Here is a 25,958-nt window from a genome sequence, read left to right as displayed (position 1 = left end):
ATATCTATGAAAGCGAACCTATCCATAACAATCATTTTAATAAGTTATTTTTTTTCATTTTATTCAATTGCACAAAACACAAGTGGTATTCATTTTCAGGCCCTAGCTAGAGATCAATTTAATAATCCTGCCAAAGGAAAATCACTATTTATTGAAACAAGTATTTTAAATTCAAATGTAAATGGCCAATTATGTTTAAAAGAGGTTTTTTTATCTAAAACGAACGAATCTGGGATATTTAATTTACAACTTGGCACTGGAAAAAAAATTGACGGACTAAATGCATCCATCAGAGATATTTTATGGCAAGAATCCAATTACTTTTTAAATATTAAAATTGCCATCTTACCAGAAAACTTTTCCAATGGATTAGAATATTCTGGTAACTTAATTGATTTAGGAACTTCACCAATAGGACTTGTCCCTCATGCCATCACAGCAAATAATGTAATTGGACTAGAAAAAAAATTGAATATTGCCGATACAAGCTCCATGCTTAAACCTTACAACATTCAATTAGGCCTGAAAACTTCTAAGGTATATGTAGATAATTTATTCAATACTCCAATTCCAAATGAAAAAATAATTGGTTTAGAAGGAAGTAAAATTATTGGAGATATTAAAGGAAATGCGGCTACTTCTACAAAATTATTAAATGCAAAAAAAATAAATGGAATTATTTTTGATGGCACTTCAGATATTACAATTACTACTTCTACAGGTGATGAACCATTGATACTTTCAGGAAATACAAACCAATATTTTCGAGGAGATAAAACATGGCAAATTTTAACTAAAAATACAGTAGGACTTTCGAATGTTGAAAATACTTCAGATGCTGACAAGCCTATTTCAACAGCGACTCAATCGGCTTTAGCAAACAAATTAGGCATTAATGAAAATGCCACTTCTGCTACTAAATTGACTACCGCAAGAACGATCAATGGTATTGCTTTTGATGGCACTGCCGACATCACCATTCCAACCGGTGGAAGTGGCTCCACAGATGCCTCTGCCTTAACAGGTACTACATTAGCATCAGGAGTTGTATCTTCTAGTTTAACCTCCGTGGGAAATTTAACTGCAGGTGGAATTCCATACTCCTTATTAACAGGTACAGTTCCAACTTGGAATCAAAATACAAGCGGAAACGCAGCTACAGCTACCATTGCCACAACTGCCAATTCTGCTACTATTGCAAATTCTGCTACTAAATTAACTACAGCAAGAACCATCAATGGTGTTGCTTTTGATGGCACTGCCAACATCACCATTCCAACCGGTGGAAGTGCCTCCACAGATGCCTCTGCCTTAACAGGTACTACATTAGCATCAGGAGTTGTTTCATCTAGTTTAACTTCCGTGGGAACAATTTCATCTGGAACATGGAATGGAACTACAATTTCAATTGCAAAAGGAGGTACAGGAGCCACTACCGCTGAAACTGCTAGAACAGCATTAGGATTAGGCAATGTAAACAATACTTCTGATGCAGACAAACCTGTATCCTCAGCTACATTAACAGCTATTAATAACAAAGAAGATCTAAGCAATAAATCAAATAGCGTTAGTTTAGGAGGAGCATCTGCAAATAACGACAGATACCCATCTCAATTAGCCGTAAAAACCTTTATTGAAAATACAGTTTCAGGAAGTATGGCTGGTAATTCAGCCACTAGCACAAAACTGGCCACTGCTAGAAACATTAATGGAGTAGCTTTTGATGGCACTGCCGACATCACCATTCCAACCGGTGGAAGTGGCTTCACAGATGCCTCTGCCTTAACAGGTACTACATTAGCATCAGGAGTTATTTCATCGAGTTTAACTTCCGTGGGAACAATTTCATCTGGAACATGGAATGGAACTACTATTTCAATTGCGAATGGAGGTACAGGTGCAACTACTGCTGCCACCGCGAGAACTGCCCTAGGTGCCGAACCAAGTATTTCAGCAGGAACTACCTCTCAATATTTTAGAGGTGATAAAACATTTCAAACACTAGATAAAGCTACAATAGGCTTGAGCAACGTAGACAACACTTCAGATTTGAACAAGCCCATTTCTTCTGCTACTCAAACTGCATTAGACACCAAATTAGCTCTAAATGCAAATGCAGCTTCAGCAACTTCAGCGACAAAATTGACTACAGCAAGAAATATAAATGGTATTTCATTTGATGGGTCCACAAATATTACCATCCCAGCAGAAGCCTCCTCATTAACAGGTACAACTTTAGCATCAAATATTGTATCCTCAAGTTTAACTTCTGTGGGTACCATCAGCTCTGGAACTTGGAATGGAACTCCAATTTCAATTTCAAATGGAGGTACAGGTGCAACTAATGCGGCCAACGCAAGAACAGCTCTGGGTGCTGAACCAAGTATTTCAGCAGGAACTAACTCTCAATATTTTAGAGGTGATAAAACATTTCAAACACTAGATAAAGCTACAATAGGCTTGAGCAACGTAGACAACACTTCAGATTTGAACAAGCCTATTTCTACTGCTACTCAAACTGCATTAGACAACAAATTAGAGCAAAATGCAAATGCTATTTCAGCAACTACTGCCTCAAAATTATCTACCGCAAGAGATATTAATGGTGTTTCATTTGATGGGTCCACAAATATTACCATTCCAGCAGAAGCCTCCGCTTTAACAGGTACAACCTTAGCATCAAATATAGTATCCTCAAGTTTAACTTCTGTGGGTACCATCAGCTCTGGTACGTGGAATGGTTCAACAATCTCTGTAAACAAAGGAGGAACTGGAACAGCCAATTTAAATGGAATTCTCCTTGGAAAGGGTACAAATTCTGTTTCAACTGCATCCTATGGGGCATTTTATGACACATCAATTCAAACCTTAGCTCTAGCAAATACAGCCTACGCCATGAAATTAAATACTACCGATTTTGCCTCCGGAGTATCGATTGAATCGAATGGAAATGGTGTACCAACCCGAATAAAAGTTGCAAATGCAGGAAAATACAATTTGCAGTTTTCTGCCCAATTGGATCGGTCAACAGGAACATCTGCAGAAGATGTTTCTATCTGGCTTCGTAAAAATGAATCAGACATTGCATACTCTGCTACAGACATTTCAATCACAGGAGGAACTGCTACCTCAGCACCTACTGTTGCAGCTTGGAATTTTTTCCTGAACCTAAATGCAAATGATTATGTTGAAATTATGTGGAGTGGATCAGCCACTAATTTAATTATCAAATCGCAAGGAGCTAGAACTAGTCCCATCAGGCCAGAAATTCCTTCTTTAATTGTAACCTTACAACAGATATATTAATTGTTAATTGTTAATTGTTAATTGTTAATTGTTAATTGTTAATTGTTAATTTTAGGAATGTTTAAAAAATCCCTAATTCTTCTCTTAATAAGTTTACATTTCTTGAGTTATTCTCAAGATTACTTACCATTTAAACCTAAACAAACCTATTCAACTGAACAAAATCAGCCGATAGATATTGTTTTTAAATCTAAACAAGCCAAACCTTTTGATGTTGAGTTTCGAGCCGTTTTCAATTTTGAAAATAAGGAATCCATTTCTGTGCCTGGATTTTACAATGGAAATGATGAATTTGTGATTCGTTTTAATCCGGAGAAAATAGGAAAATATACATTCCAAGTAAATTCTGATCAAAAAGACTTAAATGGCTTATCTGGACAAGTAATTTCTAAGGCGCAAAGTTCCCTTACTAAGCTTCCCAAAATTCAAATCGATTCAAAAAATCCACAAAAATTTGCTTACCAAAACGATAAACCTTATTTCGCTTTAGCCTTTGAATTGGATTGGTTGTTTGCTTTGGATTACCCCGAAAACAACAATTTAATTCAATCCAAACAAATTATTGAATCCATCAAATCCAATGGATTTAACCAGGTCGTAATGAATGTTTATGCCTACAACGTTGGTTGGCCCGTTGCAAAGGATATTCCTGCACAATATGATTATAAAAAGCCGAATTACAGTGTTTTTAAAGGCACTAATGAATCGCCCGATTTCACTGAATTAAATATCGATTTTTTCAAAAACTTGGATCGAAAAATTCAATTATTGCACGAAAATGGATTAGCCTCTCATTTAATGATTTACGTTTGGAACAAGAAAGTCAATTGGCCAAAAATGTATTCCAAAGAAGATAATCAGTATTTTGATTACATTATTAAAAGATACCAAGCTTATCCCAACATCATTTGGGATGTGTCGAAGGAAGCTTTAGATTATGGTCGCTGCGACATCCCTTACATCAACGAGCGTATTGAAAGAATTCGCAAAAATGATGCCTACAAGCACTTAATTACGGTGCACGACTACGAATATTGTTCTCGCGAACCCGAAAAAGTAGATTTCATTTCCATTCAAAATTGGCGATCGGATTTGTATTCCAATACGATTGATGCCGTTCAAAAGTATCCGAATAAACCCATTATGAATATTGAACATGGGGGCTATGAAAAAGGACCTTATGCAACCTTTGTGGGAAATTATACCAATCCGGATATCTGTTTATAGCGTAATTATCAATGTGTTTTTGCGGGAGTTTACTCCACCTATTATTGGCAAAATACTTCTTGGGATATTGTGATTTACGATGCGCTTCAACTCAATAAAATTCCCAAACCAAGGTTTGATTATTACAAACATTTGAACACTCTATTTACAAAGTACAATTTCAATGAATTAAAGGCCTACAAACCCAAATTAACGATTAACAGTAGGATAGGAATTGATAATTTCTCCACCAGCGGATATCCTTTAACAAACGACAAAAGTTTGTATCTGTACTTTGTTCCAAAAGAAAATGATTTCATTAATACAGTTATCCCAAAACCGGAAAGCAACCAAGTAAAAGTTACTTATTTTAACATTTTCACTGGAGAAACAAAAGAAGAAATTGAAACTTATCAAATGTTTAAATCCTATTCCTCTCCGTGGAAAGGGCAGGCGTTTGTATTGATTGTGGAAAGTGTTTAAGGAGGCTTCGAGTTTCCTCGCTTCGCTCGGCCTCAGTCTCCTTAAACTATATACTGACACCTGAGTTTGAAAGGTATCTTTAATTTTTTTTTATTTATGAGGATTTGTTTAAAAACCGAAATAGGAGCCTGAGGTCGAGCGAAGCGAGAAAACTCGAAGGCTCCGCTTGATTTGTTACAAACAAAAAAGACAAGCCTTCGCTTGTCTTTTTTTCGTAGCGGGGAGCAGAATCGAACTGCCGACCTTTGGGTTATGAATCCAACGCTCTAACCATCTGAGCTACCCCGCCAAATCGATTGCAAAAGTAATAAAAAAGCCGAATTTAAGCAAGGACTATTTATTATTCTTCGTAAATTTGTAAATAATTGCTATTCTACAGAATATTTATATCTTTGTTAGACAGGCAATTAAAACCCAAGTTTATGGCATCCGAGGCATATCAATTTGAATTCGAAATAAAAGCTTCCCCTAAAGTTTTGTACCCCTATTTAAGTACAGCTTCGGGTTTGCAACAATGGTTTGCCGACAAAGTAACTGTGAAAAACGCAACACAATTCAATTTGATTTGGGACAATGAAAGTCACCTTGCTAATCTCGTTTCAAGTAAATTGAATAAATTTGTCAAATTTGAATTTGATGGAGGAGGGGACTCGAAAAGAATTTTAGATATGTCATTAAATGTAAGTGAAGTTTCTAATACAACTTACCTACAAATAATTGATAGCGCTTCAAAATTCAAATCAGATGAGGATGCGGAAGAACTTTGGGAATTTTTAACCGAAAAATTAAAGGAAATTGTTGGGAGTTAATCTACGAAAAATTGACAAATTGGTTCTTCAGGCTTTTGCAGGACCCTTTTTTCTCACTTTAATCGTTGTCATTTTTATCTTTTTATTAAGACTTTTGCTGTTCTATTTCGCCGACCTATTCGGAAAAGATTTAGGCATTGAAGTCTATTTCCAATTACTTTTTTACTTTTCTCTCATCACTTTACCTTTGGCAATGCCACTGGCAGTCCTGATGTCATCCTTAATGACCTTTGGGAAACTGGGTGAAAACTTCGAACTAACTGCCTTAAAGAGTGCTGGAATATCTATTATCCGAATTTTTAGACCCATCATAGCCTTGGCGGTCCTTTTCTCAGTATTCATGTTTTGGTTTACCAACATCGCCTTGCCATGGGCAAATTTGAAAGGTTGGAGTTTATTATATGATATCAAAACAACAAAAACGACTTTAAATATAAAGGAAGGTATTTTTTACACCGATTTACCAGGGTATGCCATCAAGGTTAGTAAAAAATATCCCGACAATAAAACACTTAAAAACGTCTTAATTTACGACCATACCTTAAACGATGGAAATCGACACGTTACCATAGCTGATTCAGCTAAAATGTACACGATTTTAAACAAAAGGTACTTAGTATTTGAGTTGTTTAACGGAAAAGATTATTTGGAAGATGCTGATAGGGGATCCAATTTAGATCAATCTGATGTGGCCATTCACCAATTTAGGAAAAGCAAGGTGGTGATGTCGCTCGATGCTTTTGATTTACAAAAAACTGACGAAAGCCAATTCTCCAGAAACCAAATCATGCGTAATAATGTGGAGCTAAGTTATGATGCCGATTCTTTGAAAAAAATAATCAATACCATCAAAAACGGCTACAAAGCTTCCTATAATGTCTATTTTTTATACTTCAGAAAAGATCCGAGTATTGCTCTAAAAACCCTAAAACACAATACTTCTTGGGTTGCAGCTCGTATCAATAAATTAGATTCAGGAATTGTAAATAAGCCTAAAATCAAATCGGATGCATTTCAAGCTGCCCAAAATTTAATCAGTTTTGGAAGTTCCAACAAATCAGCCATTGATTCTCAAAATCTAGAATTGAAAAAAACGAATTTAGAATGGCATCACAAATTCACGAATAGTTTGGCCATTTTAGTTATGTTCCTTATCGGAGCTCCTTTGGGCGCTATTATCAAAAAAGGTGGGTTTGGTGTACCTATTGTGGTAGCTGTTTCGTTCTTCATATTGATGTATATCATCACGCAGCAAGGAGAGAAGATGGCCAAAGAAGGTAAAATACTTTTACAAATAGGTGCCTGGATGGCCAATATCATTTTAGGACTCATCGGATTTTATTTTATGCGTATTGCCCTCAAAGACTCTCGACTCTTCGAATGGGATGTCTATAAAATGTATTGGGAAAACCTCAAGACGAGATTGCCGAAGAAATTTGCTAATCCAGCAAAAAAAGTGTAATTTTGTCAATTCATTATTTTTTTAAACATTAAACTGGTAAAAGATGTATTTGTCACCTGAAAAAAAACAAGAGATTTTCGAATCAAAAGGTAAAGCAAAGTCAAAAATCGATACTGGTTCTGCAGAATCGCAAATTGCGTTATTTACTTTCAGAATCAATCACTTGACTGCCCATTTAAAACAAAACAAGAAAGATCATAGCACACGCTTAGGCCTTTTGAAGTTAGTTGGTAAGCGTCGTTCTTTGCTTGATTATTTAAACCGTAAAGATATTACACGTTATCGTGCAATTATCGCGGAATTAGGTATTCGTAAATAAGGTAATAAACAGGGTTTTCTTTACGGGAAGCCCTGTTTACTTAAACACATCACTTAACATTACCTACCAAAAATCAAGTCATTCTTGAATTTACAAAAATTTTTATGTCATATAATATAGTTCAAAAGCGTATTTCAATGCCTAATGGCAAAGAAATCCTTATCGAAACCGGAAAGCTTGCAAAACAAGCTGATGGATCTGTTGTCGTGCGTGTTGGAAACATGATGTTATTAGCAACCGTTGTGGCTGCTAAAACGCACAAAGAAGGAACCGATTTCCTACCACTTTCAGTAGATTATCAAGAAAAATTCGCCTCAAATGGCCGTATTCCAGGTAGTTTCTTAAAAAGAGAAGCTCGTTTATCGGATTACGAAATATTAATTTCTCGTTTGGTGGACCGTGCATTACGTCCAACTTTCCCATCAGACTATCATGCAGATGTTCAGGTTAACATCCAATTGATTTCAGCAGATTTAGAAGTTTTACCAGATGCTTACGTAGGTTTAGCCTCTGCTGCTGCATTAGCGGTTTCTGATATTCCATTCAATGGACCAATTTCTGAAGTTCGTGTTGCTAAAATCAATGGTGAATTGATCATCAATCCTAATGCTTCTGAATTAAGTAATGCAGATCTTGAATTGATCGTTGCAGCTAATTCAAAGGATATTTTGATGGTTGAAGGTGAAGCAAACGAGATTTCTGAAATTGAAATGCTTGAAGCATTAAAAGTTGCTCATGAAGCTATTCAATTACAATGTGCTGCTTTAAAAGAATTAGAAGCAGCGGTTGGAAAAACCTCCAAAAGAGAATATTGCCACGAAACACATGATGATGAATTAAAAGATCAATTGTGGGCAAACTACTACCAAAGCTTTTACGATGTAGCCAAATTGGCTAATCCAAGCAAATCTGGACGTAGAGAGTCTTTCAATGCAATTATTGATGGCTATATCAATAGCTTACCTGAAGACCATACAGTAAATTTAGGTTTGGCTAAGCACTATTTCCACGATATTGAGAAAGAAGCGGTTCGTCAAATGGTAATTCAAGAAAGATTCCGTTTAGATGGTCGTAAATTGAACCAAATTCGTAACATTGCTTGTGAAGTTGATTATTTACCAACTCCACATGGTTCAGCTGTTTTCACTCGCGGTGAAACACAGTCATTGACTACTGTTACTTTAGGAACTAAAATGGATGAGCAAATTATTGATCAACCAATGTTCCAAGGTTATAATAAATTCATGTTGCACTACAACTTCCCAGGTTTTTCAACCGGTGAAGTGAAGCCAAATAGAGGACCAGGACGTAGAGAGGTAGGACACGGAAACTTGGCAATGCGTGCAATAAAGAAGGTTTTACCTAAATTAGATGAGTATCCTTACACAATTCGTGTGGTTTCAGACATCTTAGAATCAAATGGTTCGTCTTCTATGGCAACTGTTTGTGCTGGTACATTAGCCTTAATGGATGCAGGTGTTAAAATCAAAGCTCCTGTTTCTGGTATCGCAATGGGTTTAATTTCTGACCCACATACTGGAAAATATGCCGTTTTATCAGATATCTTAGGAGACGAAGATCACTTAGGAGATATGGACTTCAAAGTAACTGGTACCGAAAAAGGTATCACTGCTTGTCAAATGGACATCAAAGTTGATGGTTTATCGTATTCTGTTTTAGAAGAAGCTTTAAATCAGGCAAAAGAAGGTCGTTTGCACATTTTAGGTGAAATGAAGAAGGCTATTGAAGGAACAAGAGAGGAATTCAAGCCACAAACTCCACGTGCCGAAGTAATCAAAATCTTGAAAGAGCAAATTGGTGCTGTAATCGGACCAGGTGGTAAAGTAGTTCAAGACATTCAAAAGCAATCAGGTGCAACTGTTACCATTGAAGAAAAAGAAGATGCTGGTTATGTAAGTATTTTCTCATCAAATGGAGAGGCTATGAACAAAGCTGTTGCCATGGTGAAGGGAATCGTTACAATTCCTGAAGTTGGTGAAGTTTACGACGGAAAAGTTAAAAATATTCAAACTTTTGGTGCTTTCGTGGAATTTTTACCAGGAAAAGATGGTTTATTACATATCTCTGAAATCTCTTGGGATCGCATCGAAACCATGGATGGAGTATTCAAAGAAGGAGATGCTGTAAAGGTTAAATTGGTAGAAATCGATAAGAAAACTGGTAAATTCAGATTATCGGCAAAAGCTCTTTTACCAAAACCTGAAAGACCGGAGAAAACAGAAAAGTCTGAAAATTAATTTGAGTATATGATATGAGTTGGAAACCCCAACTCATTTTATCCCATAAAAAAGCCGTATGAGACAGCTAAAAATTAGCAAACAGATTACAAACAGGGAAAGTCAATCCCTTGACAAATACTTACAAGAAATTGGTAAGGTTGATTTGTTAACTCCAGACGAGGAGGTAATTCTTGCCCAGAAAATACGTGATGGGGACCAGTTGTCTTTAGAAAGATTAACAAAAGCTAACCTACGTTTCGTAGTTTCTGTAGCTAAACAATACCAAAATCAAGGCCTTAGCCTTGGCGACTTAATAAATGAAGGAAACCTTGGTTTAATTAAAGCAGCGCAACGTTTCGATGAAACTCGTGGTTTTAAATTCATTTCTTACGCAGTGTGGTGGATTCGTCAATCAATCCTTCAAGCATTGGCTGAACAATCTCGTATCGTTCGTTTGCCTTTAAACCGTGTGGGTTCTTTGAATAAAATTTCAAAAACTTTCTCTGAATTAGAGCAAAAATTTGAGCGCGAACCATCTCCAGAAGAATTAGCAGAAGTTTTAGACATCTCAACGGGTGAGGTTGTAGATACTTTGAAAATCTCTGGTCGTCACGTTTCAATGGATGCACCATTCGTTCAAGGTGAAGAAAATTCGCTTTTAGACGTTTTAGAGAACGATTCTGAAGATAAACCAGATACTGGCTTAATCAATGATTCATTGCGCAGAGAGGTTCAAAGAGCTTTATCTACATTGACTCATCGCGAGGCAGACGTTGTTACTCTTTATTTCGGATTAAATGGTGAACATGCCATGACCTTAGAAGAAATTGGTGAGAAATTCAATTTAACTCGTGAAAGAGTTCGCCAAATCAAAGAAAAAGCAATCCGAAGATTAAGACATACTTCAAGAAGTAAAGCTTTAAAAACATATTTAGGATAAATTTAAAAGCCTCAAATGAGGCTTTTTTTTAGTTTATGGCATTTCCAAAAGAACTTTTGACCTTATCTAAACTCATTTCCGCCCATGGAATTGAAGAGGTTATCATTTGTCCTGGTTCACGAAATGCTCCATTAATTGTTTCCTTCGAAAGAAATAAAGAACTAAAAACCTATTCTTTAGTTGATGAACGCTCTGCAGCGTTTTTTGCCATAGGTAGAGCCATTATTACCAAAAAACCTATTGCCATTTGTTGCACATCAGGCTCGGCCGGATTAAACATGGCACCAGCAATAGTCGAGGCATTTCATCAGGAAATACCCATTTTAGTTTTAACAGCCGATAGACCTGCCGAGTGGATTGACCAATGGGATGGACAAACCATTCGACAAGAGAATTTTTTAGCAACTGTTGTTAAAAAGTCGTACAACTTCCCAGTTTCTAATCCAGCTAATCCAAATACATCCTGGTTTCAAGAAAGGCTACTAAATGAGGCATTGATACAGTTGGTAAGTAATAAAAAAGGACCAATTCATATCAATATACCGATAATTGAACCCTTTTATCCCGCAAAAGGAGAAGAGTTTAAATTTCCTGAAAAAATAAAAAAAGTACAATTTTTAAACTTCAAAAAAACTAATTCTTTATTCCTGCAAGAGTTTTTCAAATCTCAAAAATTTGCTGATAAAAAAATATTGATTTCTATCGGGCAAATGGATGATACTGAATCCATTTTACCACTTTTAGAAAACCTTCAAAACAAAGGAGTCGTTTGCGTGGGGGACACCACCAGCAATGGGGCAAACCATGTGATACAAAACCACGATTTAGTTTTAGCAAACGAATCCAATTGGAGTAAATTATCGCCACATATTGTCATTCACATCGGAAAATCTCATGTTTCAAAGCGAATTAAATTATTTTTAAGAGCACAAAAACATGCCTCTACCTGGTGGATTAATGAAGGAGATAATGAGCAAATAGTTGACAATTTTCAAAATTTAAGTCAAATTTTCAATTGCAAAACATTAGAATTCTTAACTGAATTAAATACAAATTTAAGTAACAGTAAATACCAAAATTCATTTTCAGGTATTTGGAAAGAATTGTCAAATATTGTCAGCAAAAAGCAAATGGACTTTTTAAATAAGTCCCAAGAAACATGGTCAGAATTAATTGCTGTCAATTCCATTTTGAAATATATTTCCCAGCGACCGAGTTCACTATTCTTAGGTAATTCCTTAAGCGTTCGTTACAGCAATTGGCTACCATTCCAAACAACTTCAGCGCATTTTATATATTGTAATAGAGGAACCAGTGGGATAGAAGGTTCACTTTCAACTTATGTGGGAGCTAATGTTGAAAACACCAATTTATCCTATTTAATGATCGGTGATTTATCCTTTCAATATGATAAAAATGGTTTGTGGAATCAATATCTAAATCCAAACTTGCGGATTATCGTTTTGAATAATTCAGGAGGTGGTATCTTCAGAAATTTAGAAGGGGCAAAGGATCTACCAGAATTAGAATCACTAATTTCTACCCGACAGACAAACTCTGCACAAAACACTGCAAATGATGCCGGATTGCATTATTTAGCTGTACATTCAAATGCAGAACTACATGAAAATCTAGTTAAACTTTCAAGTAAAAGTAACTCTGGAATGATATTGGAGGTATTCACTAATCCAGATACTAATGCAAATGTATTGGCCGAATATATGAACTTATTTAAGTCCTGATTCGTCTTCGATTTTCTTCAAATTCTTCAAATACAATTCATTTTCAGGGGAAATATCCAAGGCTTTATCTACCCAATTCTTAGCAAGTTTCCACTGTTTGCGTTGAATTTCTAAATAACCGAGGTTGTTATAGACCAAATCAGTGTATTTCCCTGTTGATAATACCTTTTTAAAGCATATTTCTGCTGAGTCCAAATTACCTTCCTCTTGATATACCACCCCTTCGTTAATCATGGCCTCATAATTTTTAGAATCCAATTTGATGGCTCTTTTATAGGCTAATTTGGCATTATTCAGCTTTTTATTTTGTAAATATACATCGCCTAACAGTCTGAAATTTGCTGAAGAATCTGGAAATTCCTTCGCAAAAGCCTCCGCTTCATCCATTGCCTTTTCCAACTGATTTAAATTCTGCAAGGTTTCAATCTTTTTAAAGCGGGCCTGAGCAAATTTGGGATCTAGGGCAATCGCCTTGTTGAAATCAGCATAAGCCTCTTCCATTTTATCAATTTCGACATAGGCCAGACCACGATTATAATAGGCATCCGACAAATCAGGTTGCTTTTCAATGGACTCATTATACCATTTTAAAGCATCACGATATTCTTTTTCAGCAAATTTCTGATTTCCCTTTAAAAAGAACTTACTCGCCTCTAATTTCTTTTTTTCTTCAGAAGATTGACAAGATTGCAGGATAAATAGTCCAATTAGTAAGACAATTAAATTTCGAAACGAGATTTTCATAGGCATTTTGCGTACTTTTGTATTTTGGTAACAAATTTAAAAGATATTATGGCATACGCAGAAATGTTGACCGACAAAGGTTTAATGAAAATCGAATTTTTTCAAGAAGATGCACCTATTCACGTGCAAAATTTCATCGATTTATCAAATAAGGGATATTATGATGGGGTAACTTTCCACCGAGTAATTCCTGATTTCGTCATTCAAGGGGGAGATCCAACTGGTACAGGTGCTGGTGGACCAGGCTATACAATTCCTTGTGAATTAACAGGAAACAACCAATACCACGACCGTGGCGTATTATCTATGGCTCATAGAGGTCCAAACACAGGTGGTTCTCAGTTTTTCATTTGTCACAGCAGAACAAACACAGCCCATTTAGACCGTAAGCATACGTGCTTTGGTAAAGTGGTTGAAGGTTTAGAAGTTATTGACGATATCAGACAAGGAGATAAGATTGTTTCTGTTAAAATTGTTGAGGAATAAATTGAGTTATGGGTTATGAGTTATGGGTTATGAGTTATGAATTATGCATTTTTTAAAAGAAATTCCTTGTGATGAAATTAAAATTTTGCTCTATGAGTGGAATTCAAAATACATTGTAAAATTTGAAACTCCGTATATGGAGCAAACTATTAAATTTTCAATTTTAGATTTTACCTCGCAAAAAGAAATAGAGGAACTAGTAACTAGTCCCTCTATTATAAATCAAATTATTATAAATATGCATGAATTATCGAAAATCATCATAACCCATAACCCATAACTCATAACTCATAACTCATAACTCATAACTCATTTCAGCCATTTTTTCTCCAATTCCTGCTGCTGAGCACTTGAATTGTCAATTGACTTAATTTCAAATTGGGATAAAGGACTTTTAACCACAGGAATCATATAATTTTTTTCCATACCATCGCGTTTAACCGTAAATAGGATAGAATCACCTATTTTTTTATTGGCCAAAAGCTTATCTATGCTTTCAAAATTCTCTTGATTCACCTTTAATATTTCGTCACCAACATTTAATCCAAAATTATAAGCTGGACCATTTCTATAAATCAAAGAAACACGTGTCCCTTGAGTGGAAAGGCCTAAAAATGGCAATTCTTTGGTTTCGTTTAAATTATTCCAATCGTAACCCACCGCTTTGAATAAATTTGCATAGGATGGGGTAGTGGTTCCATAAATCAATTGGCTAAACAAATCTTTTGCCGAAACACCTGCTACCTCTGAAAAGGCATTTTCCAATTCAGCATCGGTAAATCCACGACCTAATTTTTGATAATAATTTGTATAGAGAAACTTATAAACATCATCTAAAGATTTTTTCCCCTTTGAAGCATTGATTATCCAAAGATTTAAAACACCTCCTAAAACAGAACCCTTATCATAATAGGATATAGTAGAATTTCTAGAGTTTTCGTTAGGACGATAATATTTTATCCAAGCGTCCCAACTTGCGTCAGCAGCTGATTCAATCTTGTTTCCTGGAGTATTTTCAACTGCAGTAATTTCATCAGCTAATCCTTTTAAATAGTTAGATTTTGAAACAAATCCTGCTCTAAATAAAATCAAATCTGCATAATAAGATGTAATTCCTTCTGAAAACCACAAATTGTGAGTATAATTTTCATTTTCGTAATCAAATGGTCCCAAAGCCATAGGGCGAATACGCTTTACATTCCATAGGTGGAAATACTCATGAGCTAATAAATTCAGAATACCCGTATAGCCTGTTTCATTTTCATAAGCAGAACGTGTAACCTGACAAGTTGTTGAATTCAAATGCTCTAATCCACCGCCTCCGCGATTCAAATTATGGATGATGAACAAATAATGATCACATGGATGATCTCCAACCACGTTCATGGCTGTTTCACACATTTTTTGAACATCTTGTAAAAACTTCTCTGAATTTACCTTCGCTGGGCCATAAAAAGCAATTTTATGTGGAATGTTTTTCACTTTAAACTCAAATTCTTGGTGATTTCCAATTTCAATTGGTGAATCAATCAATTCATCTAAATTTTTAGCCACATATTGAAAATTTCCAGAAGGAGAGAGCGCTGTAGAAACCTTTGAAAAACTTGAATGGGGTATAATTTTTAATTGTATAGGCTGATTGGCAAGGTCCTCTACATACATAAATATTGAGGCAGGATTCAAATATCCATGGGCATCATCTAAAAAAGAAGTACGTACCGACATTTCATAGGCATATACTAAATAAGAAACCTGAATAATACCCGTTTTTAATCCAGCAGGAAAATTTACTCTCCATGTATTTTTATTTATTTTATGAATTGAAACGGTTTCATTATTCAATTTGGCTTTTACCTGCTCCACATTTTTGGCAAATTCTCGGATCAAATAGGAACCCGGAGTCCATGCCGCCATTTTAAAATCAACAAACGATTTATTATGATTTTTTAATTTACTAATATCCAAACTAGTACTCACCTCAAAATAATGGGATTGGGGCTGAGACATTGAAAGTTGGTGAGTAAGTATTTGAGATTCAACGCCAAATGAGCTTAGAATTCCAAACACAAAAAGGTAAATGGTAATTTTCATTTTCATATTAATTTGCTAATAAAGTTTTCAATTCAAAGCTTAAAAATAAACAATAAAATTCTTGAATAAAAATTGCGAGAAAATGTATCTAATTATTCCATTTATGATATAATATTTAGGCTTTTTTTTCGTATTATTGTAGTTAAAGCGATTATTATAATCATCTAATAATGAAGAAAAATAAAATAACTTATCGTGTAATTTATTTTTGCACATTTCTAATTACTGCACATCTAGGATTTTCCCAACAGACTTTAAGCTTTAGAGATCATAGTTTACATTTTAGGCAAGCCAAAGAATACTTTGATGCTAAAAATTATGTTGCCGCCAAGGAAGAATTCACTCAATATCTTCAAAAATTAGAACCTATCAATGGAGAGCAAGCTGGTCAAAAAGTTTTGGCGGAGTATTATATTACTATGAGTTCCCTGTATTTATCACAACCTGAATCAGAGGTTTTGGCAGAAAGATTTGTATCCAATCATCCAGAGCATCCGCAATCCATTAAATTGTTAAGGGGAATTGGAAACTTTTTTTATGAAAATGCCGATTATACCAAAGCTATAAAATACTTAAGTCGGTCTTCTGAAACTAATTTGGAAGCGAAATATAAATTAGGCGTTTCTTATTATGAGATGAAATCTTTAAAAAATGCTTTAAAGATTTTCGATGAAATAAAAATTGAAAGAGAAGAAGAATTTGCTTTTGCTGCTTCATATTATTCTGCTGTAATCAATTTCCAAGAAAAAAGATTTGCAGATGCAGTAAGTGATTTTCAAAGGGCTGAAAATAGCTCAAAATTTAGAGCTGAAATTCCAAATTGGGTTTCCATGTGTTATTATCACCAAGGTAAATTCAATGAGCTTTTAAATTATGCTGAACCTATTTTAAAGCAAAATTCAAATTCTTATAAACTAGATGGACTTTCTATACTTGTAGCAGAGGTTCAATTTAAATTAGGCTATTTCGAAAAAGCCGTTTATAATTTTGGATTAGCAGAAAAATTAAATCCAAGTGCCATTGATAATGGAGTGAAATACCGTTTTGGATACTCTCTTTATAAAACCAATCAATTTGCTAAAGCAGCAGATGTTTTAAAACCTTTGATCATTAAAAAAGATACCTTGAGTCAATATGCATCTATGACCTTGGGACTTGCACAATTAAAAGCGGGTAATTTGGAAGCAACTTTAGATGCCTTATCCATTGCAAAAAGTTTATCATTTAATAAAAATATCCAAGAAGATGCAGCCTTCAATTATGCAAAGGTTTTATTGGACATGGGAAAAGCTAGTGAAACGATTTATGAAATTCAAAATTTCAATAAGACCTTTCCTGGAAGTAAATATGCTGAGGAAGCTAGTGAAATTGTAGCAGATGCCTTTATTAATTCCAACAACCTAAATGCTGCATTGGATTATCTTAAAGGGATTCAAAACAAAACTCCAAAATTAAATTTAGCTTTTCAGACCTTAAGTTATAATTTAGGTGTTAGTGCATATAACCAAAATAAACTTGAAGAAGCTATCACTCTATTTAATAATGCGGCTTCTATAAGTGAAAGTAAGGATATTCAAGCCAATGCAACCTTTGGCAAAGCAGAGGCATATTCTCAATTAAAAAATTACCAGGAGGCCATACAAATTTATAGCCCCTTATTGGTGAGTCAACCTGAAGTTGCAAATCCATCAGATTTTCAACAAAAAGTACGTTTGGGTTTGGCTTATGCCTATTTTAATATCAAAGAATTTACAAAGGCAAATGTTTTATTCAAAACCTATGCCGACAAAATGTTGGCAAGTCCTGAATCAAAAGGAAATCCAAACATTTTATTACGTTTGGCTGACACGTATTTAGTTTCCAAAAATTACGATGATGCATTAGTTTATTATACCAAAGCGATTGACCAAATTAAAACAGATAAAGACTATGCCATTTATCAAAGAGGATTGACATTAAGCTATTTGAATAAGGAAACTGAAGCTAAACAAGCCTTTCGAAAAATTAGAACAGATTATCCGAATTCTAAATACCTAGACGATGCGATTTATCAAGAAAATTTAATCTCTTTTAATAATAATAAGTATAAAGATGCAATTGTTGGATTTACGGATTTAATTGAAAACAAATCAAACAGTCCTTATTTAAGTTCTGCTTTATTAAAAAGAGCACAAAGTTTCGGCAATACAAATCAACATGAATTGGCGATTAAAGACTATAAAAAAATAATAACAAGTTTTGCAACTGATAAAAATGCAAAAGAAGCTTTGTTGGGTTTGCAAGAGGAATTGAACGAAGTAGGCCGTCCTGAAGAATTTGGTGAATTACTAAGTGCATTCCAAAGTGGGGCCCCAGAAACTGAAGAAAATATTGATTTACAATTTAATGCCGCAAAAAGCATCTATTTAGGAGAGAAATATGACAAAGCCATACCTGCTCTTAAAGGATTTTTAAGCAAACATCCAGAAAACGAACGAGTTACTGAAGTGACTTACCTTATTGCCGATGCTGCCAATAGAATCGGTGACAAACCTACAGCTTTAGAATTTTATGGAAAAATAATAAATCAAAACGTACATCCTCAAGTTAATAAAGCAATCCAAAGAAGTGCAGAAATTGAATTCGAAAATAAAAATTATGCTGCATCAACAGTTTTGTATCAAAAATTACAAACAAGAAATATCAGTGCAAATGAATTCATCTCCTCCGATTTCGGAATTCTTCGTAATTTTTTAGAAAGTAATTCGATAGATTCTGCAACAGTTGTTGCGGAAAGATTATTAGCGAATTCAAGTTTAGGCAATGATGAAAAATTCAAATTATGTAAACAATTTATCGATATTCAGATAAATTTAAAGAATCAAGAGGGTGAAGTAAATTGGCTGCAAAAATCTTTGGCTTATGATAAAGGCGACCTTGCCGCTACAAGTCAATTACGTATTGCACAAATATTGTTTGATCAAAAGAAATACAAGGAATCTAGTGAAATGATTTTGGATAAATTCAGAAACGATTTTGCAGAAGCCTCCGATAATATTGTTGGAAAAGCATATTTGTTATTAGCAAATAATTTTATTGCCTTGAATAATCTTCCTCAGGCAAAAGCAACTTTAAAATCAATTATTGATAACTCAGAAGATAAAGAGGTAGTTGAATTAGCAAAATCTAAATTGGCCACATTACCTTCCAAATAATATAATAGCAGAACGAACATGATCAAATATTTTAAAAATAGCCTATTAAGCATTTCAATTTTCGGTTTGAGTTTCATGCTAAGCAATTTTGCTTTTGGACAACAAACCAAAAAAGAAGGTTCGATCCAAAATGAGGATATTGTCATTGATAAAGAGAGAAAAATTGAATTGCAACCGCAAATTTCAAGAACATTTGACCCTTTGCAAGAAATTGAAAACAAAAGAAAAGGGAGAAAAATGAAATACGACTTTACTGAACGTAAATTAGATGATAATTCATTACCTACAGTTACAAGTCAAGTTATAAGTCCAAGAAGCGGGGAGGACATTTCCTCCGAATTTGGTGGCAAATACAAAAACATGTTAAAATTTGGCATTGGAAATTATGCACATACTTATTTCAATGCACATTTAGGTTTTACTCCAGATTCCAATCAATTTAGAGGAATTTATGTTTACCACGATGCCAATAGAAGAGGACCAACAAATTCCGTTTATTCTGGTAGGAGTGAAAATGAAATTAAATTATACAGCAAAACGTATACTTCAAAATATATTTTGAATGGACAAATTTCATATAATAATTCTGTAAACAATTATTATGGAAGAATGTTTGAGCCAATTAATTATCCGAATAATTTTTTAGAGGTGTCCTATGATAAATTTTTATACTCTGGGTCCATTGCAAATTCTAAACTTGATTCAAAATTTGATTATTTGGCTACCTCAAGTTTAAATTTCACATCCAGTTCTAATTTAGATAAGGAATGGATTTGGGATTCAAAATTTAATGGAATTATGAAAATCAATGATGAGCTTTCATCCTATATTGATGTCCAAATGATTTTATCTGAATATACGACTACTGAAAACAATAGAAGACAATTATACAAAATCAAGCCTTCATTTTTTTATAAGACAAACAAAGTTTCTGTACATGCTGGTATCAATGTGGTAAACGAAAAAGATAAATTAAAAGGTAGTATTACCACACAATGGTACCCTGTAGTAAAATTGGATGTTAAAGCAACTCAATTTTTACATTTGTTTGCAGGATTAGGAGGAGACACCCACTTTTATTCATATTTACAAAACATTAATCAAAACCCTTGGTTAGATAAAAATTTGGAATTGATGAATCCACAAGAAACCACCAATTTATTTGCAGGTTTCAAAGGTTCTAATGAAAAGAATATAGATTACGAAATCAAATTCAATTATTCAGAATTTGCTAATTTAGGATTTTTCATTCCAACAGCTGCAGATACATCCAAATACAAAATGGTTTATGTAGGTGGTACTAAGAAAGTACAAAATTATAATGTGTCTGGACAGGTTAATTTTCAATTGAATGAACGATTATTGTCCATATTAAGATTAGAATACAATGAATACTTAAATATTGGAGACTTGGCAAGACCCTATGCAAAGCCTTTATTAAATATTTCATTTAATAATTCCATAACATTTAAGGATCGTATCATAATATCTCCTGATATTTATTACATGAATGGATTGTATGGCTTTAATCCGGCAACCAATAAAGAAGTAAAATTGAATGATATAATTGATTTAAATTTAAAGGTCAATTATTTGATTTCGAAAAAATTCAATGCCAGTGTGAGTATTAACAATATCTTAGATAAACAATATCAAAAATATTTAAATTATAGAGTACAAGGAATAAATTATACAGTAGGATTATCTCATTCATTTAATTAATGCTAACACAAACTAACATAATTTCCTTAATAGAAGATCTTCTTTTTGAGAATGATTGTGTTATCATTCCTCAATTTGGTGGATTTGTAGTAAATTCAATGGAATTCCATTTCGAAGAAAGTTCAAAAAAAATTGAACCTAAAAAGAGATGGATTGCCTTCAATGAGAAATTAAAAACCGATGATGGTTTTTTAGTTTCGGAGATTTCCAATAAGTTTAATTTATCACCCAAAAAAGTAAAACAAGAATTAGAGAAGGTAACTCAAGATTGGAAAAAGCAATTATCCCAAAATGAAACACTTTTCTTCGGAGAAATTGGATATTTTACATTAAATGATGAGAAAAGCATTTTGTTTGTTCCATCGAAAAATCACAATTTCAATCCATCGATGTATGGATTACCAGCAGTTTCTACTATAATTAATTTACCTTCACAACCCAAATTAGTTCGACCAGAAATAGTAAATCCTATTCTAGAAATTTCAAAACCAGAGACTGTTTTACCAAAAATTTCTGTAAAAAAAGAATCAACTAAAACGTATGTTTATTTAATATTATTCTTTTTTATTGCAGCTGTCAGTACTTTTGTTTTAACTGAACCAAATGTTAATCAATATGAATCTAGTTTGAGTCCAATTCCAAAATTTGATTTAGGAAAACAAAATACGAATCAAGCCAGCCCCACTAATGTGCCAAAAGAAAACCTAGTGCAAGTGGAGGCTAAACCAGAGTCACCTATTAAGGAAGAAAATGTTAAAGTAGTTCAATCAAAAATTGAATTAATAGCTGGTAGTTTTTTAACAGAGAAAAAAGCAAATCAAGGAATTGAAGAATTAAAAAGTAAAGGTATTGATGGTGCTTACCTAGTCCAAAAAAATGAAACTGATAAATATTATAGAATCAGTATAGGTGTAGCTGCCTCAATGGAAGAGGGGTATGAAAAGGCCGATTCAATTAAAAAAAATAATAAATTAGACATTTGGGTTTTTGAAAAAAAATAGAAAATGAATCAAGTAATAGCACAAAAAGAAGAAGAGAAAAGAAATAGAATTAAAGCGTTTGTTATTACCCTAGTAATAAATGGACTTTTATTTTTCTTATTCTTTACTATAAAAATTTGGTCTGGAGAAGAATTAAAAATGGAAATCCCCGCTGGTGGATTTGAAGTAAATTATGGCAATTCTGAAATCGGAGGTGGCGAAATCCAGTCATACAATCAAGTAAATGAATCTCAAAACAAGGAAGAATCTGCACCAGCAGAAATTCCCCCTAAAAATGAAGTTAAGACAATTAAGGAAAAGCCAAGTGAAGCAAGTTTATTGACATCCAAAGTTAAAAGTCCCGTTAAATTGGAAGATAAACCAGTGGCGAAAAAGGTTGAAACTGTAAAAAATGTAAAAAAAGAAATTATTCCGGTAGAAGCTCCTCCTAAAATTGATGAGAATGCCCTTTTTAAAAAGAAAACCACCAATGGAACCAAAGGAACAAGTCAAAATATAGGGGGCAATTCAAATGGAACTGATGTTGGTAAACTTGGCGATAAAGGACAATTGAATGGTGATATAAACAATTCTGCTATTTATAAAGGTCAAAAGGGTGCTGGAAGTGGAAGTAATAGTGGTGTTGGTGGGGGTAACGGAATGTCTGTTAATTTAACGGGTTGGGCCTTAGCCTCAAGACCTCAGGTAAATGATGATTCCGACGAAACAGGTATTATTCGTTTTTCAATTAAAATTGATGAAAATGGTTCGATTATTTCTTTAAAAATTATCGAGACAACACTATCTGCAACCGTAGCTCAAAAATACAAAAAGGCAATTGAAAAATTAAGCTTTAGACCAACCTCAGCTGGTGTCCGTCCAGAAGTTTCAACAGGAACCATCTTATTTAAAATTAATTCTAAATAAGTTTTATGCAGTCTTATTCAGAAGTCCTTGACTTCTTGTACCAACAACTTCCTGTATTTCACAGAGAGGGAAAAAAGGCATTAAAACCAGGCTTAGAAAATATTATAAGTTTATGTGAAGCCTTTGGAAATCCGCAGGAGAATCTGAAATGTATTCACATAGCGGGTACTAATGGAAAGGGGAGTTCAAGTCATTTCATGGCTTCTATTTTACAAGAAGCAGGTTATAAAGTAGGACTTTACACTTCTCCGCACCTAAAAAATTTTACTGAACGATTTAAAATTGATGGAATTGAAATTCCTGAAGATTGGATCACCCAATTTGTCATAAAACACAAAGATTTTATTCTAAATTCTAATGCTTCATTTTTTGAATGGACCGTATTGTTTGCATTTTTATATTTTAAAGAAGAAAAAGTAGATATTGCCATTATCGAAACGGGTTTAGGGGGTCGTTTAGATTCTACTAACATCATTCGGCCTTTAGCATCTCTTATAACAAATATCAGTTTCGATCACCAAGACGTTTTAGGAAACACTTTACAAGAAATCGCTTCCGAAAAAGCCGGTATTATTAAAAATAAAATTCCCGTAACTATATCAGAATACAAGTCGGAAACCAAAGATATTTTTATTCTAAAGGCAAAAAATTTAGGAGCACCTTTCCAATTTTCTGAGGAGGATTGTTTCGTTTCAATAAGTGAAAATGATTATAAAGGATTTCAAAAATATGATGTAAAATCACAATTTTATGGAGATTTTGCTGTTTATTCAGCGTTATTAGGACTATATCAACAGAAAAATATTCAAGGAATTATTGCTTTATGTAGTCAGCTTTCAAAATTAACTATTTTGAAAATACCCTTGGCAGCCCTTAAAAAAGGTATTCAAAATGTACAGATCAATACCAATTTAAAAGGTAGATTTCAGATTTTACAAGATGTAAATCCAAAAATCATTGTAGATACCGCCCATAATGAGGCTGGAATCAGTCAAGTCTTAGAGCAAGTTGAAATAAGCGATTCTCAACGATTACGAATAATCATTGGCATGGTGAAAGACAAGGATGTTAATAAGGTGCTTCAGATTTTACCAAAAGAAGCTGATTATATTTTCACTGAAATTAATAATCCAAGAAAATTGCCGGTGGAGGAATTAGATGAATTGGCAAAAAAAAGGGGACTATTGGGAAAAACATGTAAAAATGTAAATGAAGCTTTACTTCAGGTAAGAGAAGAGGCTAATGAATTTCCCTTAGTTTTAGTGATAGGAAGTACCTATTTAATTGCAGAAATAAACGAATTATAAATTGAGTAGAAGAAAATCAGTAAAGTATCAATTAGCAACGGAGCTAGAAAACGTAATTCAGCGACCTAAAGATTTTTTTGATCATTGCAAAGGAAAGTGGAAAAGTGACTATTTCAAAAATGATAATCCCATTGTTTTAGAATTGGGTTGTGGAAAAGGGGAGTATTCCATTGGTTTGGCGCAGGAATTTCCACAAAAGAATTTTATTGGAATTGATGTAAAAGGTGATCGCCTTGCTTCTGCCGGAGTTCTGGCAAATAAATTGGATTTAAAGAATGTTGTATTCCTAAGAATGCAAATTCAATTTATTTTGGATTTTTTTGATGAAAATGAGGTCGATGAAATTTGGATTACGTTTCCAGATCCTAGGCCACGGGATAGAGATGAAAAAAAGAGATTAACATTTCCGTACTTTTTAGAAAGATATAAGGTTATATTAAAACCTAAGGGATTGGTTCACCTAAAAACAGATTCGGATTCTTTATTTGAATACAGTTTAGAAAGTTTGCCTTCTAATGGATTTCAATTGATCGAGCAAACATTTGATTTATATCAATCAGATTTAAACAAAGATCATTTTGGAATCAAGACCCGATTTGAAGAAATGTTTTACAACAAAGGATTTAGCATCAAGTATTTACGAGCGGTTAATATAAAATAAAAAAGGCTCCTCAAAATTATGGGGAGCCTTTTTTAATGAATTTGGAATATATTATCCTACGCGAGAGATTAAATCTGCTGCACGAGATGAATAACCGTATTCGTTGTCATACCATCCAGTAACTTTAACTAAAGTTCCCATAGTAGCTGTTAACTTTGAGTCAAAAATACAAGAGTGAGTATTTCCGATGATATCGATAGAAACGATTTCATCTGTTTCGTATTGTAAAATTCCTTTCATTGGACCTTCAGCAGCTTTTTTCATTGCAGCGTTGATTTCCTCAGCAGAAACTTCTTTCTTTAAAATTGCAGTAAATTCAGTTACTGATCCATCTGGAGTAGGAACACGTAATGAGCTACCGTCTAATAAACCTTTTAAATGAGGTAATACTAATCCAACAGCCTTTGCAGCTCCAGTTGAGGTTGGAACGATTGAATAAGCAGCAGCACGAGCACGACGTAAGTCAGAGTGTGGAGCGTCTTGTAAATTCTGATCAGCTGTATAAGAGTGGATAGTTGACATATATCCTTTTTCGATACCGAATGCATCATCTAAAACTTTAGCCATAGGAGCTAAACAGTTAGTCGTACAAGATGCATTTGAAATCATTGTCATATCTGCAGTTAATGTATCTTCGTTAACACCTAGAACTACAGTTGGAACACCACCTTTAGCAGGAGCAGAGATAATTACTTTCTTTGCACCAGCAGTTAAATGTTGACCAGCACCTTCTTCGTCTACGAAACGACCAGTAGATTCTAATACAACATCAATTCCTAAAGCTCCCCATGGTAATTGCTTGGGATCACGCTCAGCAAATGCTTTGATAACTTTACCATTAACAGTTAAACTTTCTGCATCAGAAGAAACTGTCCCATTAAATTTTCCGTGAACGGAATCATACTTCAATAAATGCGCTAATGTGGCATTGTCCGTTAAGTCGTTGATGGCAACAACTTCTACGTTTTCTTTTTCCAACAAACGACGGAAAGACAAACGTCCAATACGACCAAAACCATTAATTGCTACTTTAATTTTTTTCATCGGGTAATATAAATTTGATTTCTTTTATTTAGCTCAAATATAGGCATTTTTTTTCTAAAAAAAAAGTGAGCCAGGGAGCAGAGTGAGCCAGGGAGCAGAGTGAGCCAGGGAGCAGAGTGAGCCAGGGAGCAGAGTGAGCCAGGGAGCAGAGTGAGCCAGGGAGCAGAGTGAGCCAGGGAGCAGAGTGAGTTAGTTAGTGAGCAGAGTAGGCGAGTATGTTACTTGCTTGCTTACTTACTTGCTCACTTGCTTACTTGCTCACTGGCTCCCTGGCTCACTAATTCCAATTGTAATT

At 34.2% G+C, this 25,958-nt stretch carries 19 protein-coding genes and 1 tRNA gene; 16 read left to right on the top strand and 4 right to left on the bottom strand.

Annotated features, from left to right (window positions below; all coding sequences use genetic code 11):
- Window positions 1-6: 6 nt before the first annotated feature.
- The 3 genes from EOJ36_RS00645 (at window position 7) to EOJ36_RS00635 (ending at window position 4,995) form a co-directional block, all read left to right on the top strand.
- The gene (locus tag EOJ36_RS00645) at window positions 7-3,306 is read left to right on the top strand and encodes a beta strand repeat-containing protein (protein WP_127802089.1); all 3,300 of its coding nucleotides are present in this window, start codon (window positions 7-9) and stop codon (window positions 3,304-3,306) included.
- A gap of 57 nt (window positions 3,307-3,363) precedes the next feature.
- Window positions 3,364-4,533 carry a DUF5060 domain-containing protein gene (locus EOJ36_RS00640; protein WP_127802088.1) on the top strand — a complete coding sequence of 390 codons (1,170 nt, stop codon included), beginning with the start codon at window positions 3,364-3,366 and terminating at the stop codon, window positions 4,531-4,533.
- A gap of 132 nt (window positions 4,534-4,665) precedes the next feature.
- Window positions 4,666-4,995 (top strand): hypothetical protein, encoded by a 330-nt coding sequence (locus tag EOJ36_RS00635; RefSeq protein ID WP_127802087.1) that lies wholly within the window; start codon window positions 4,666-4,668, stop codon window positions 4,993-4,995.
- A 215-nt stretch (window positions 4,996-5,210) separates the two neighbouring features.
- Here EOJ36_RS00635 and EOJ36_RS00630 read toward each other — a convergent pair.
- A tRNA-Met gene (locus EOJ36_RS00630) sits at window positions 5,211-5,284 on the bottom strand.
- A 133-nt stretch (window positions 5,285-5,417) separates the two neighbouring features.
- On the opposite strand from EOJ36_RS00630, the gene EOJ36_RS00625 reads away from it, so the two are divergent.
- The 6 genes from EOJ36_RS00625 to menD all read left to right on the top strand — a co-directional run bounded on the left by EOJ36_RS00625 (window position 5,418) and on the right by menD (window position 12,507).
- On the top strand, window positions 5,418-5,804 hold the full coding sequence (locus tag EOJ36_RS00625; RefSeq protein ID WP_127802086.1) for an START-like domain-containing protein: 387 nt from the start codon (window positions 5,418-5,420) through the stop codon (window positions 5,802-5,804).
- Entirely contained in the window at window positions 5,791-7,266 is a 1,476-nt protein-coding gene (locus EOJ36_RS00620) for an LptF/LptG family permease (RefSeq protein ID WP_317125889.1), read from the top strand. Before EOJ36_RS00625 ends, EOJ36_RS00620 begins: the two co-directional genes overlap by 14 nt.
- Before the next feature lie 43 nt (window positions 7,267-7,309).
- Window positions 7,310-7,585 carry a 30S ribosomal protein S15 gene (gene rpsO / locus EOJ36_RS00615; protein WP_127802084.1) on the top strand — a complete coding sequence of 92 codons (276 nt, stop codon included), beginning with the start codon at window positions 7,310-7,312 and terminating at the stop codon, window positions 7,583-7,585.
- Between the two features lie 104 nt (window positions 7,586-7,689).
- On the top strand, window positions 7,690-9,843 hold the full coding sequence (gene pnp, locus EOJ36_RS00610; RefSeq protein ID WP_127802083.1) for a polyribonucleotide nucleotidyltransferase: 2,154 nt from the start codon (window positions 7,690-7,692) through the stop codon (window positions 9,841-9,843).
- A gap of 58 nt (window positions 9,844-9,901) precedes the next feature.
- A complete protein-coding gene (locus tag EOJ36_RS00605) occupies window positions 9,902-10,765 on the top strand; it encodes a sigma-70 family RNA polymerase sigma factor (protein WP_127802082.1) in 864 nt (287 codons plus the stop codon).
- 35 nt (window positions 10,766-10,800) lie between these two features.
- Complete coding sequence (menD, locus tag EOJ36_RS00600) at window positions 10,801-12,507, top strand: 2-succinyl-5-enolpyruvyl-6-hydroxy-3-cyclohexene-1-carboxylic-acid synthase (protein WP_127802081.1); 1,707 nt, start codon at window positions 10,801-10,803, stop codon at window positions 12,505-12,507.
- On the opposite strand, the gene EOJ36_RS00595 is transcribed toward menD, so the two are convergent.
- Window positions 12,493-13,251, bottom strand: coding sequence for a tetratricopeptide repeat protein (locus tag EOJ36_RS00595; protein WP_164847797.1), 759 nt, complete (start codon window positions 13,249-13,251; stop codon window positions 12,493-12,495). The genes menD and EOJ36_RS00595 overlap by 15 nt on opposite strands.
- Window positions 13,252-13,299: 48 nt before the next feature.
- On the opposite strand from EOJ36_RS00595, the gene EOJ36_RS00590 reads away from it, so the two are divergent.
- On the top strand, window positions 13,300-13,737 hold the full coding sequence (locus EOJ36_RS00590) for a peptidylprolyl isomerase (protein ID WP_127802079.1): 438 nt from the start codon (window positions 13,300-13,302) through the stop codon (window positions 13,735-13,737).
- A gap of 309 nt (window positions 13,738-14,046) precedes the next feature.
- Here EOJ36_RS00590 and EOJ36_RS00585 read toward each other — a convergent pair whose 3' ends face one another.
- The gene (locus EOJ36_RS00585) at window positions 14,047-15,828 is read right to left on the bottom strand and encodes a M61 family metallopeptidase (RefSeq protein ID WP_164847796.1); all 1,782 of its coding nucleotides are present in this window, start codon (window positions 15,826-15,828) and stop codon (window positions 14,047-14,049) included.
- A 170-nt stretch (window positions 15,829-15,998) separates the two neighbouring features.
- On the opposite strand from EOJ36_RS00585, the gene EOJ36_RS00580 reads away from it, so the two are divergent.
- The 6 genes from EOJ36_RS00580 to trmB are packed head-to-tail and all read left to right on the top strand — an operon-like array spanning window position 15,999 to window position 24,619.
- Window positions 15,999-19,022, top strand: a complete 3,024-nt coding sequence (locus EOJ36_RS00580) for a tetratricopeptide repeat protein (RefSeq protein WP_127802077.1) — start codon at window positions 15,999-16,001, stop codon at window positions 19,020-19,022.
- 18 nt (window positions 19,023-19,040) lie between these two features.
- Window positions 19,041-20,744, top strand: a complete 1,704-nt coding sequence (locus EOJ36_RS00575; protein ID WP_127802076.1) for a TonB-dependent receptor — start codon at window positions 19,041-19,043, stop codon at window positions 20,742-20,744.
- Window positions 20,744-21,745: an HU domain-containing protein gene (locus EOJ36_RS00570; protein ID WP_164847795.1), complete on the top strand. Its 1,002-nt coding sequence runs from the start codon at window positions 20,744-20,746 to the stop codon at window positions 21,743-21,745. Before EOJ36_RS00575 ends, EOJ36_RS00570 begins: the two co-directional genes overlap by 1 nt.
- A 3-nt stretch (window positions 21,746-21,748) precedes the next feature.
- The gene (locus EOJ36_RS00565; RefSeq protein WP_127802074.1) at window positions 21,749-22,651 is read left to right on the top strand and encodes a hypothetical protein; all 903 of its coding nucleotides are present in this window, start codon (window positions 21,749-21,751) and stop codon (window positions 22,649-22,651) included.
- A gap of 5 nt (window positions 22,652-22,656) precedes the next feature.
- Window positions 22,657-23,958, top strand: a complete 1,302-nt coding sequence (locus EOJ36_RS00560) for a bifunctional folylpolyglutamate synthase/dihydrofolate synthase (protein WP_127802073.1) — start codon at window positions 22,657-22,659, stop codon at window positions 23,956-23,958.
- A gap of 1 nt (window position 23,959) precedes the next feature.
- Entirely contained in the window at window positions 23,960-24,619 is a 660-nt protein-coding gene (gene trmB / locus EOJ36_RS00555; RefSeq protein ID WP_127802072.1) for a tRNA (guanosine(46)-N7)-methyltransferase TrmB, read from the top strand.
- 51 nt (window positions 24,620-24,670) lie between these two features.
- Here the strand turns inward: trmB and gap are convergent, their stop codons facing one another.
- A complete protein-coding gene (gene gap / locus EOJ36_RS00550; protein ID WP_127802071.1) occupies window positions 24,671-25,663 on the bottom strand; it encodes a type I glyceraldehyde-3-phosphate dehydrogenase in 993 nt (330 codons plus the stop codon).
- Window positions 25,664-25,958: the final 295 nt, after the last annotated feature.

Source organism: Sandaracinomonas limnophila (assembly GCF_004005965.1).
In the GTDB taxonomy this organism is placed as follows: domain Bacteria; phylum Bacteroidota; class Bacteroidia; order Cytophagales; family Spirosomataceae; genus Sandaracinomonas; species Sandaracinomonas limnophila.
The sequence above is the reverse complement of the archived record's forward strand: the minus strand, read 5'-3'. Positions and strand labels throughout refer to the sequence as shown.

Excerpts from the sequence above, each read along its gene's own strand:
- EOJ36_RS00645 (WP_127802089.1), top strand. The coding sequence starts at position 7 with ATGAAAGCGAACCTATCCATAACAATCATTTTAATAAGTTATTTTTTT.
- EOJ36_RS00640 (WP_127802088.1), top strand. The coding sequence starts at position 3,364 with ATGTTTAAAAAATCCCTAATTCTTCTCTTAATAAGTTTACATTTCTTG.
- EOJ36_RS00625 (WP_127802086.1), top strand. The coding sequence starts at position 5,418 with ATGGCATCCGAGGCATATCAATTTGAATTCGAAATAAAAGCTTCCCCT.
- rpsO (WP_127802084.1), top strand. The coding sequence starts at position 7,310 with ATGTATTTGTCACCTGAAAAAAAACAAGAGATTTTCGAATCAAAAGGT.
- pnp (WP_127802083.1), top strand. The coding sequence starts at position 7,690 with ATGTCATATAATATAGTTCAAAAGCGTATTTCAATGCCTAATGGCAAA.
- EOJ36_RS00605 (WP_127802082.1), top strand. The coding sequence starts at position 9,902 with ATGAGACAGCTAAAAATTAGCAAACAGATTACAAACAGGGAAAGTCAA.
- menD (WP_127802081.1), top strand. The coding sequence starts at position 10,801 with ATGGCATTTCCAAAAGAACTTTTGACCTTATCTAAACTCATTTCCGCC.
- EOJ36_RS00595 (WP_164847797.1), bottom strand. The coding sequence starts at position 13,251 with ATGAAAATCTCGTTTCGAAATTTAATTGTCTTACTAATTGGACTATTT.
- EOJ36_RS00590 (WP_127802079.1), top strand. The coding sequence starts at position 13,300 with ATGGCATACGCAGAAATGTTGACCGACAAAGGTTTAATGAAAATCGAA.
- EOJ36_RS00585 (WP_164847796.1), bottom strand. The coding sequence starts at position 15,828 with ATGAAAATTACCATTTACCTTTTTGTGTTTGGAATTCTAAGCTCATTT.
- EOJ36_RS00580 (WP_127802077.1), top strand. The coding sequence starts at position 15,999 with ATGAAGAAAAATAAAATAACTTATCGTGTAATTTATTTTTGCACATTT.
- EOJ36_RS00575 (WP_127802076.1), top strand. The coding sequence starts at position 19,041 with ATGATCAAATATTTTAAAAATAGCCTATTAAGCATTTCAATTTTCGGT.
- EOJ36_RS00570 (WP_164847795.1), top strand. The coding sequence starts at position 20,744 with ATGCTAACACAAACTAACATAATTTCCTTAATAGAAGATCTTCTTTTT.
- EOJ36_RS00565 (WP_127802074.1), top strand. The coding sequence starts at position 21,749 with ATGAATCAAGTAATAGCACAAAAAGAAGAAGAGAAAAGAAATAGAATT.
- EOJ36_RS00560 (WP_127802073.1), top strand. The coding sequence starts at position 22,657 with ATGCAGTCTTATTCAGAAGTCCTTGACTTCTTGTACCAACAACTTCCT.
- gap (WP_127802071.1), bottom strand. The coding sequence starts at position 25,663 with ATGAAAAAAATTAAAGTAGCAATTAATGGTTTTGGTCGTATTGGACGT.